We start from the raw sequence: 11,120 nt of genomic DNA, 5'->3' as shown, positions 1-11,120 counted from the left end.
TTGATTGGGGAACATCAACTCACCAAGCGTTGCAAACTATCCAGTGTCTCGCTCCACGCACACTCTTCAGCCATAGGTTGGGACAACCATTCGCGTATTGCCTCCGAACGGTCCATGACGAAATCATTTTTAGCATCGAGCCCAGGCTTGTACTCGCCTAGATCGATCAGTATCTGCAGATCGTCAAGACGCCCGAGCATCTCCCGCAATTTCGCTGCCAAGCGCTGATGGTCGGTATCAGTAACTTGAGCCGCAACCCGACTGGCACTGCGTAATAAATCGATCGCGGGGTACTGGCCTTTTTCCGCAAGTGTACGGCTGAGGTAGATATGACCGTCGAGGATAGAGCGGATCTCCTCAGCAATAGGATCAGGTTCGTCATCGCTTTCCAGCAGTACCGTGCAAAAGGCCGTGATGCTACCGCTCTCTGTTACGCCTGGCCGTTCCAGCAGGCGCGGTAAACAATCGAATACAGAGGCTGGATAACCCCGCCGAGCGGGTGCCTCACCCGCCGCCAGTGCCAGGTCTCGCCTAGCCCTGGCATAACGTGTCATGGAGTCTTGGAACAACACTACCCTCCCCCCTTGATCGCGAAAGTATTCGGCAACGGTGGTTGCCAGCAGCGCAGCATTACAGCGATCAACGGATGCTTGATCAGAGGTTGCATAAACGACTATGCAGCGACTGCGCTTGGGTGAAAGGCGCAATGCCTCGACAAACTCCGTCACTTCACGACCTCGCTCGCCGATCAAACCGATGACGAAGACATCCGCCTGACAATGTTCAATTAACATATTCATCAAGGAAGTCTTACCCGAACCGGCGGATGCAAAAATGCCCACGCGTTGCCCGACACCGCAGGTTAAAACGCCATCGATCGTGCGTATGCCGGTTATCAGCGGTTCACGCACTGATCGGCGCTGAAAGTAAGGCGGAGGGTCAGCATCCAGTGGTAGAAGCACGCTCTCCCTGCCGCTTGCCGGCTCCGACAGACGTTCGACAACTTGACCACTGGCGTCAATGACCGTGCCCAATAATTGCGCGCTGCAATTGAGCTGGGCGCCCCCTCCCGTGGGCAATAAGATGGATTCGCGGGATAAACCTCGCGCTTCACCCAACAGGCTCAGTAAAACCGTATCCGCGCGAAAGCCTATGACTTGCGCCTTAGCGACGGACGTCTCATCCAACCAGTGTCGCCGCACCTCACAGAGCTCGCCAATAACCACATTGCGTAAACGCGCCTCTAGGATCGGCCCCGCGGCTCGTTGTGGATGAGCGCCGCAGCGCAGTATTGTCCTACGCTTCACTGACGAAGAGCTTCACTGCAATTTGTAAGACTTTCTAGGAATTGATCGAGCGCCGCGGCCATATGTTGGGGATCGCCCAATGCCATCTCACCGAGCAATACTCGCAGTTCCAACACACCATCAAGATTCAGCAGCTGTGCCTGCCGAGGACGCGCATAGTCGCAAGGACGCATCAACTCAGTCAGCAGCGCATCCGAACAGTAGGATATCTGGGAAGCAGAAAACTCACCCAGTTCAGACCAGATCCAAAAGTCATTATTTTCTGAACCAATATAAACGCTCGGCAGCCCGTCCAGCTCCAAGGCAATAGTAGAGTAACCATCAAAATTACCGATCTGGCCCCCAGTACAGCCACTATGTTCCAATGCTCCTCGTACGAGCACACCAATATCTAAATTCATGACTTATCCTTATATCTGTTGTAGAACATCAACCGACACACTATCGGAAATTTCACCAAAGGACATAACATCTAATTCCCGATAACGCGCTTCAACGAGACGCTTAATATAGCGACGCACGTCGACAGAACAGAGAATCACCATATCCTTGTGCGGAATTTTAACTCGATCCATGGACAGCACAAGGCGATCCAACAATCCATCACTGTCGGTGGGCTCCAAGTTTAGGAAAGAACCATTTGACGTTTGCCGAATGCCCTTACGCACTACATCCTCAAAGTCTGCCGATAACATCAGGGCCCGCAACTTACCCTGCACGGTAAATTTATTACTGATGTAACGCGCCAATGCCCCACGTACGTGTTCCACTAACGTCAATACATCTTTTTCTCGAGAGGCCCAGTGGGCGATGCTTTCCAAAATGAGCTTCATATTGCGTACTGAAATACGCTCAGAGAGCAAACGCTGTAGGATTTCAGCGATTTTCTGCACGCTGGCATGCCGATAGACTTCCTTGAGCAAGTCGGGATATTTAGCCTCTAACTGGTCAAGTAATGTCTTGGTTTCCTGCACGCCAAAGAACTCGTTGACGTTGCGCGCCAAAAGCGCAACCAGGCAATGATAGGTTTCATCGTAGGCAGGCCTCAGGTCGTAACCCAGCGCGACGAGACGTGTCTTGTCTTCCATCCCCGCCCAAATCGAGACCTGCTTATTACTGTCCTGACCCACCGTAAGGTCCAGCCCCAGACCTTCAAGCTCATCAGAATGGTTAAGGACGCGCAACCGCTCAAAATGAATATCGAACTGATCTGCGCGCACCTCGTTGATCAGTACACATACTTGGTCAACGGGCATATTTTCGACACTTCGCAGGCTCAAGTCGGGGATACGCACTCCATAATCGATAAAGAACTGGCTACGTATGCGCTCTCCAAGGCGGTGCACGCGCAAGTCTTCTATTTGCGTCGGTGCGACCAAGAGAATAAGAGGAACGGTTTCACTCGCAGTGGCTTCCAAATCTTCGATCAAACCCAGTGCACCTTCCTCTCTGGCACTACCCTCTGCCGTACCCGAATCGGATGAGGTACCGGTCTGCGCCTTGAGCGTAGCCCTGTGACGGAAAAAAAGTAATAACCCCAGCGCCAGTGCCAGTACGGCAAATGTCAGTGTAGGGAAACCAGGAAGCAAGCCTACAGCCAGGGCCAACACCGCAGTTACGCCGATCACAAATGGATGGCCAAGTACCTGGGCAACAATGTTTCGGCCTAGATTCGCATCATCACCATTGACGCGGGTCACAATAAAGCCAGCGCTGATAGCGATGAGCAAAGCCGGTATTTGGGCGACTAATCCATCGCCGATGGTCAGCATGGTGAATGTCGAAAGCGCGGTTGAAAGGTCCATCCCCAGCTGCGCCATACCGACGGCGATACCGCCGATGAAGTTGACGAAAATGATGATTATCCCGGCGATAGCATCGCCTTTGATAAACTTCATGGCGCCGTCAAATGAGCCATACAGCTGACTTTCACGCTCCAGCACACTTCTTCGTTCGCTCGCCTCGTCAGAGGTGATTGCCCCGGCCTTAAGATCGCCGTCGATACTCATTTGCTTGCCAGGCATCGCATCAAGGGAAAACCGCGCTGCAACCTCTGCAACCCGCTCCGAACCCTTTGTAATGACGATGAACTGCACCACCGTCACAATTGAGAAAATGACGAACCCCACCACTAGGCTGTCGCCAATCACAAACTGGCCGAACGACGCAACGATATCGCCTGCGTCAGCCTGCGTGAGAATCAAGCGACTGGTGCTGATGGACAACGCCAAGCGAAACAAGGTTGTAATCAACAGCAACGAAGGGAATGTCGAGTAATTAAGAATCCTCTCAATATAGAAAGAACCCATGAACACCAAAATGGAAATGACGATATTCAAGCCAATTAGAAAGTCCACCAACGGTGTTGGCAATGGAATGATCAACATGGCGATGATCATGATCATCAATGTCAGGATCAACAATTCCGGACGCGACTGAATATTGCGTAGCAAAGAATTAAGCATAAGAGCGTAGTGCTTCCACGTTATAAACTGTCGGGGCAGCAGCGCCGCCGGGCTAAAACTTCCGTTTCAAAAGCGATGCTCATCAAGACCTCAAACCGCTCTTGCAGCAAACCAGGTATCTCGTCATCCTCGTATAAAGCTGGCGGCAAAAGAGAACATCCGCGTCGCACCGCCCCCAGTAAAGCCGCGCGTTGATGCGGTTCAGCCAGAATCACCGCCTCCCCTAGCACTCCATACAGCAATTCGTCCAACTCTTCGGGCGCCTGCAACAAGCCAATAAGGAACAGCAACCAGTCAGACTCGCAGCCGTTGTAACGCCTGGTTATTTCGTCTCCGAGCATCCGTCCCACGAATAGAAGATCAGCCGAGCGTAGGCATTTGAGTTGATTCAGCTTCTTCAGTAGCTCGCCAAACTCAGTTTTAGAACAGCTCGGTTCCTGAGCATCTATATCGGTTAACAGCGCCGCCTCGATAAAATCCAGCACGACGGTACGCTGCGTATAACCATACAGCGCGATCCAATTTTCATAGTCCAAGACTGGCCCATGTTCATTTTCAAGAAACTCACGGTAGCTTTGGCGCAAAAAACCCGGCTTGAGAGCCATTGCCTTGCCAAACAGTTTTGCCTTCAACGCGCAATTGATACCCGCCCGCAGACGCTTGGGCGGCGCTTGGACCACCAATGTTTCCAGCATCTGCTCAAGCTGTTTGCGCTGAGCCTTATCCAGATTTCGACGCCGCAATAATTCACTCAGAACCAGCGCCAGGTCGCTGTCATCAGCGAACAGGCTACGTGCTTTTTGAAGCAATAGTTCAAGCGACTGCCCGCCCGATTTGGCAATACTTAAAATCTGTTGGACCCTCGGAAGAAGGTCTTCTTCGAGTACACGCTCAAAACTATCGCTAAGACTTTCTCCTTTGCTCTCAAAGCGACGACGATTCAACAAACTGCGCATCCCTGTTGAAAGCTCATCAACGCTCTGCATAAATTTTTGCAGTTGCGCGCCTGGCGAGGTGTCCTCAATCTGGGAATCAGCTCCATTCTCGGCCGCTGCCTGAGACTGTTGCGCTTTCGCTTCTCGGCTTTCTCGCTTGATATGCAGTTGCTGTTGATGCTGAGGAGAGCGCCCGGCCGAGGGTATAGAGGTAACCATCAGCGGCCTAACGCCTTCAGAAGCTTGGCATCCTCTGCACCCCAACGCCCGGAGTTCGCTGTCCCAGTCAGCACATCTCCATGTGATTCAAGAGGGGAAGTGATTTCCTTCGGTTCGATCAAAAAGACCCGAACAGTATTCGTTTGCCGGGACTGCCGATAACTAAACAAGCGCCCAATAAACGGAATAGAACCGAGCACAGGGATCCGCCCTATTTGCTCACCGCTCTCGTCTCGAGTGTAACCACCCACCAACAGGCTTTTACCAGCAGGCACACGCGCCACTGTACTGATATGGGTGCGCCCTACTGTAGGTAAAATAGCACCTTGGGTTCCGTTTTCTGCCTGCTTAACTTCATTGCCGTCTTCAATACTCAACGACATTTCGATCTGATTATCAGCAGAGAACCGTGGCAACACGCTGACCAAGGTACCGTACGTTATGTGCTGCAGCTCCACACTGCGTTCACCGATCAGCTGCGTATAGAACGTACGATTATTATCAAAGATGGCCGGCGTATTTTCCTGGGTAAGTAACACGGGACGTGAAACCACACGAGCCCGGTCTTTTCGCTCCAGTGCAAGCACCGATGCGACGAAGCTCTGACCATCTAGGGTACTGAGAGAACCTCCATTTAGGGAAACAGAGATATTCCCACCTAAGTTTGCCGAGCCCTGCCAGCTCACGCCTAACTGATCAAGATCTTCTTTTTGCAGATCAATAATCCACAACGCAAGTTCAACATGGCGTTTCTCTTCATCTAGGGCCCCTACAAGATTTTCTATAAAGCGCACTTGTTCAGGCAAGCCCTTGACCAAAAGGCTGTTATTATCTGGATAAGCCATGACACGAATATTCCCGGCCGCTAGTTCCCTTGGAATAATACGGGGCAGTTCGCTCGCGTCTTGCGGAGCTTTCTCTGCCAGCTCCTTCAGCGTAAAATCCGACAGCTTTGTTGAGCCCGGTCGGGTCGAATCCACCCCCTCAACCGCCCGCTGTTCATTACGCAACAAACCCTCAATAACGGTTGCCATACCGGGAATAACCACATTGTTGTCACGCAGCGCATACGAGCGGTCGCCGACGAATGTATTCTGCAGACGAATCACGCCAATACGCTGTCGCCCCAGTTCAAGATCCGAGCTGTTCTCATCCATCAGCTTGGCAGCTTGGCTAATCAAATCTACGTAAATGGGTGGCCCGGAAATATAAAAAGTACGTAGGCCATCGCTGCGTAAAGGGAACCGCGCATCATCCAGGCCAGAACGTCGCAGAAAAGCATTGAGCTTCGTCACTGTTATATTATGCAAGGAAACAACCGCTCTCTTTGCCTCAGAGGCCTCATACAAATAGATCGATTGACCATCGTCATACCAGATCAAGCCCATTTGTCGAGACAGCTTTCCTAGCAAAACCTCAGGCTGCTTGAATACGAACTCTCCGGTAATTGTTCGGCGTGCAGCGCCTTTACTCACGACCACCGGCTTCCCCAGCTCGCCTGAGAAGGCCTCAAAAAAGGTTCGCAAATTATCTTGCCGCGCAACGTACCCGTCAGCGGCATATACACTGGTAACCGAGGTTAGAAAAAACAAAAACCCCAAGCCTAATCTAGTATGTAACTTCATTATAACACTGTTCATTTAGCTGCCAACTTGGTGATATCAGACAAGCCTCGCGGTGACACCCCAAGCAGCTCACTCATTTCCCGAGAAAAATGTGCGGAAGAAGAAAAGCCGTGATTCAAAGCAATCTCGACAAGCGTATGTTTACCTTCTGTCAAATCCATTAATGCACGGGCAAGACGCCAATCACGCAATTGGGTTTTGGTGGTTTTCCCAATAACTCGACGGCATAAGCGGCGAAAATGAGGCACTGACACCCCATAACGCTTGGCCAAACTGTGCAACTTTTCGGCACCGGTGCCACTACCCCATAAAAAGCTGACCAACCCATAGGCCTCCGTTCGGCGCAGGTAGGCCGCCAACCGCAAATAACTGTGCGAAGCACACCAACCTTGCTCTAGGTACCAAGACTCAATATCTGATTGCCAGTTGGTAATTTCCAGGGCAATAGAATTAAACGACTGCGATGTAATTACATCTTCGCCAGGCAGCACTCCCGACTGATCAATGAACAACTGCAATCGAGCCAACGTAGCGAGGCTCACAGACTGCACATGGCCTGCACCGCAAATCACCTCAAACCCGGTGCCGACCAGCAAGCCGTGCCACCCGGCGGAAAAATCGTAGTGCTCTTGGCATGCGTCCTCAGATGAAACATTGATTAGGGATATGTCTTCAGTCCCGACAGTCAAACGCCAAGCAAAAAGCCCATCTTTGACCGATGCGAAATCTGTAGGCCATGAGCTTCCCGTACGTACGGAAGAACCTTCATATATAGACATATTGATACCCATCAACCTAAGCAAACATAAGCATACTTATTAATCAGCAATAAAACTTGAGTAGATTATGATGGCACCAAAAAAGTATGATGATCTACCCAGCTCGTCCATCACTGAAACCTGCCCCCACCCATCCGCAAGATACGAAACAATTCTTCCCCGGGGAACCTGAACACATAATTAAGAGATTACTAAATCATTGCTCGACCGCTCTCTAACCGTAGAGGCAGCTTTCACCTTGTTGCTCCTGACGGCGGCCATAAGCAACGTTAACAATACACCATCGGCCAGCTCATTAATTATTGCATGCAAATACCTGCCGCTCTATCGAGAAACCCCTATAATCGCTTCGGAAATTTCCCTTGCCCCATGAGAAATTTCAACGCAGACGTCTCAGGGGAGCAGTTATCACAACTGCAACTGCAGCGGACGTATTCCACCAATAGAACAATCGCACCCCTTCCGCACACGAATAAAAAATTAGAATGGACACATGTTACGAGGAGTTAGATGTCATATTTTCCAAAGTGTGATTATGCACAGACCTGTGCTGCTATGAACATGCGAGCCCACAGAAACCTCCATGCACTATATAGAAATTTCCTTGCTGAATCGAGAAGCGTCTCATACTCTTAGCGAAGGCACTACTCAAAAATTGAACCGCGTTAGAAATCCCACATCCTCAAGGATGATTTCATTCATACGCATCATTCATGCAGGTATTAAAAACCGAGGTTTAACTAGACGCAAGAGCAATGCTAGCTGAATCGCTTTATGCAACTTTAAGTTTTTTGGCTGACACAATAGAAAATACCTGACGGAATTTACTGACCTATGCGATTTTATACTCTACCCAGGCCCCAAAACACAATTTAATGCTGCTTCGCCACAGCCAAGCATATGGACTTAACTCTATTACTGAAATATTGGAGAAATTTAAATAGTTTAGTACTTGCCTGGCTCATCAATTAACGAATCGAACAAGTGGGAATTTATGTCGCTAAGTGTCACAGATCGTATCAGCATCAAGTTTCACAATATAACGGGAGGCAACATTTCTTCAGGCAGAACGTTACGTATTGCTGAGGGCCTGAAAGAAACACAAAACATTCCCGAAAAAATCGTAAAGTTACTTTCGAGGAAAGTTGGAAAGCACCCTGAACTGAAGCAGTTTATGCCTCAAGAGGTCAATACAAATCTTGCGAAGACGCATGCACTTAGCGCTGTAGAAATATACAACAAAGGAATAACCCAAGCGAAAAATGAACTGACTGGACTGCAGAAAATGATGAATGGGCACCATGAGCATGTGCAGAAAATTTCAAATTCTATTCTTCACAACAATATAGGTATTGAATTCAGAGCTGAAGTTGGGGGGGTTTTGAATGAGTTGGGTAGTGGTTTTTCCAACATCCTTAAACTAGAAGAAAAAATCAATAACTTGAATGGGGATAAATATGCTATTAAGCAAAAAATAGCTTCGCATCAAAAAACTAAAAGCAACATAATCGACATGTATGGTGAGCGGGGCTCACTGTCGCCAGCCTGGGGTAATGCCGATAGAAGCATTTCAGCGCTTGAGGGGAAGATGTCAAGGAAAAATACCGAAATCAAGACTCTGGAAAGTAGCCTGCTAGATCACCGAGAAGTTTTAGCGCTCTCAGTTATTACGGTTGCCGAACGCAGGAAAGATCTCGTTAGTGACAATACCCAGCCACTGGTAAACTCATATAAATCAAATTTTTCGGAGCTGCAGTCTATTCCATATAAAGCCAATCTTATTGAAAAGAGTATTATTGAACTACAAAACCAACGTGAGAATGCGGTCGAACTCGCTGATAGAATCGATCATATACAGCTGTTACATATGACAAATAAAGTTATCACCGATACCAATACGATCCTAGAACTCACAAACAATAAAATTCTAAAATTAAAATCAAATATTGAAAACACTATGCAGGCGCAGCTTGCTAAGGCTAAAGAAATAAATATCGCCATTTCCGGCATTAAATCAAGCGACAAATTTAATGTATTCTCACAAGAAGCGCTGAGCTTACCGAACGTGCCAAATCACAAACCTGACACGACCTCAAGCAATCTAATTAAAAAACGAGCTGAACTAGCCAGTTAAGCCTTCGCTAGAATTGGAGTTGAAGAGGCATATCTTCTTCACTCACAAAACCGAATGATTGCACGTCGAGGTCTGAGCAGTCTGAGCTCTGTATACCACAGGATTAAGATCGTTTAGCGTCAGCCTGGTTCGCGCTCACCCATTACGCTCCTGCGGCAGGCCGGACTCAGATTGAAGGCAAAATATCTCAACTGAGAACGGCTGGCCAACTAACTAGACGTCATGTATAAAAATGCTCCTACCCGTCAGGAAATCACACACCTGAAATCAAATATTCTTCTCTCCCCGCTCGACTTAAGCTTAGAGATATTTGCAACAGGTCAATGGATAAAAACTGCTGAAGCAGATTCAATTCGGTACGGGCCAGGCTAAAACAAAGCCTCACATCAGGCATTTGCCCTAGCCAAACAATAAAAGGGACCTGATCATCTACGATAACGGGAGCTGTGATTTTTCGTACCGGCCGTTCTACCTCCTGCTCAAGCAGATGCACAAACCTGATTATCGCTAGGACATATATCCCCAGCAGTGATCAGCCCCTGAACCAATCGTCTTGACGGCGAGACAGTCCCAAAAAGAGCACTAGGAAACTCGCCAGCACGTACATGGCATGTAGCGCACAATAATTACATCGCCACAGGCAATCGCTCGCACCACTGCGTTGCCCATAGATCCAATATTCGCCAGCAAGGGCGATATCAATGCGCCCAGGGGATCCCCATGGTTGCAGACATCCTACGGCCATCCTCACCCGCCTGAGACATTTGCAGATGACCCGAGCATATGCCGGAATATGCCAATGGTCCTCTCGGCGCTGAAAGCGATTACCGGCACGCCGTATCGCATTGATAGACACGACCGCGATGAAATAGCGTTGGCCTTCGCAGCTATCACCTCATCGATAAACGCTATGTATTAGATAATTTTGGCAAAAGCCTCACGGTTCCAACACGCACCTCATGAAGAACAAACGCCATGCCAAATACGTCGTTATCCTGAAGCGGTGCGCTACCTGCTATTTGCGGTCAAGGAAACCAACCGTTCCGAACGCACAACGCAGCAGGAGTGGCGCAGTTACCTTCAACGAACAAAGTGTCCCCATTGGATTGGATACGTGCGGAGAGCCGGCCTCCCCCGGCGCGAGTGTGACGCTGACCGCCGCGTCGGGATATTTGCCCTGCTAAAGTACCGAGACCCAGCACCACGGAGTGTTTGCGCAGCGCCATGTGCGCTCCCCCAAGCCCCGTTTTTCCTTGGACGGCCTGAGCTTTTCCAGCTCTGTGGACGCCCTGATCCGACAGGACCGGCTCGACCCGCTACCCTATGTGCGCCGACATATCTGCGGTGATTGGGACGATGTGCGCGAAGAGCATCGACGCTACAACGGTGCGGCCGTGGCCCTCGGCGGCTACCTGCTGTCGTCCTACGCCGTCGGCGATGGATTCGACCTCCGTATCTTCACCGAATCAGCCCGGAACTTTACCGAAGTGTTCCTGCTAGATGAGTACTGACCGCCATAAACCGGTACGTCCCTCATGCGGTTTAACGGATGCCGGCTGCCACTCACCCCGACCACGCTGCCGCCATGTTCGCTGGCATCGCCAGCAACGTCCCAGGCGGTCAAAGCCTTCAAGACCGCGGTGCGTCAATGGCGTA

8 protein-coding genes are annotated in these 11,120 nt (G+C 49.9%); 2 read left to right on the top strand and 6 right to left on the bottom strand.

The genetic code is table 11. The annotated features are described in order from the left end of the window. Positions 1-14: 14 nt before the first annotated feature. The 6 genes from sctN to C4J90_RS10185 are packed head-to-tail and all read right to left on the bottom strand — an operon-like array spanning position 15 to position 7,330. Positions 15-1,307: a type III secretion system ATPase SctN gene (gene sctN, locus C4J90_RS10210; protein WP_124403749.1), complete on the bottom strand. Its 1,293-nt coding sequence runs from the start codon at positions 1,305-1,307 to the stop codon at positions 15-17. Further along, complete coding sequence (locus C4J90_RS10205; protein WP_124403748.1) at positions 1,304-1,708, bottom strand: hypothetical protein; 405 nt, start codon at positions 1,706-1,708, stop codon at positions 1,304-1,306. Before C4J90_RS10205 ends, sctN begins: the two co-directional genes overlap by 4 nt. A 9-nt stretch (positions 1,709-1,717) precedes the next feature. After that, the gene (locus C4J90_RS10200) at positions 1,718-3,772 is read right to left on the bottom strand and encodes an EscV/YscV/HrcV family type III secretion system export apparatus protein (protein WP_124403747.1); all 2,055 of its coding nucleotides are present in this window, start codon (positions 3,770-3,772) and stop codon (positions 1,718-1,720) included. 20 nt (positions 3,773-3,792) lie between these two features. Continuing rightward, on the bottom strand, positions 3,793-4,926 hold the full coding sequence (gene sctW / locus C4J90_RS10195; protein WP_256657473.1) for a type III secretion system gatekeeper subunit SctW: 1,134 nt from the start codon (positions 4,924-4,926) through the stop codon (positions 3,793-3,795). After that, positions 4,926-6,551: a type III secretion system outer membrane ring subunit SctC gene (sctC, locus tag C4J90_RS10190; protein WP_124362254.1), complete on the bottom strand. Its 1,626-nt coding sequence runs from the start codon at positions 6,549-6,551 to the stop codon at positions 4,926-4,928. The genes sctW and sctC overlap by 1 nt, the downstream gene beginning before the upstream one ends. A gap of 11 nt (positions 6,552-6,562) precedes the next feature. Continuing rightward, entirely contained in the window at positions 6,563-7,330 is a 768-nt protein-coding gene (locus C4J90_RS10185; protein ID WP_164484526.1) for a helix-turn-helix domain-containing protein, read from the bottom strand. Positions 7,331-8,324: 994 nt separating this feature from the next. Between C4J90_RS10185 and C4J90_RS10180 the strand changes: the two genes are divergently transcribed. Both C4J90_RS10180 and C4J90_RS26980 read left to right on the top strand, forming a co-directional pair. After that, complete coding sequence (locus C4J90_RS10180) at positions 8,325-9,464, top strand: hypothetical protein (RefSeq protein WP_124406851.1); 1,140 nt, start codon at positions 8,325-8,327, stop codon at positions 9,462-9,464. Between the two features lie 1,325 nt (positions 9,465-10,789). Then, positions 10,790-10,975 carry a hypothetical protein gene (locus C4J90_RS26980; protein ID WP_124362251.1) on the top strand — a complete coding sequence of 62 codons (186 nt, stop codon included), beginning with the start codon at positions 10,790-10,792 and terminating at the stop codon, positions 10,973-10,975. Positions 10,976-11,120: the final 145 nt, after the last annotated feature.

Source organism: Pseudomonas sp. R2-60-08W, assembly GCF_003852335.1.
GTDB lineage: Bacteria > Pseudomonadota > Gammaproteobacteria > Pseudomonadales > Pseudomonadaceae > Aquipseudomonas.
This window is presented reverse-complemented; position numbering and strand designations above follow the sequence as displayed.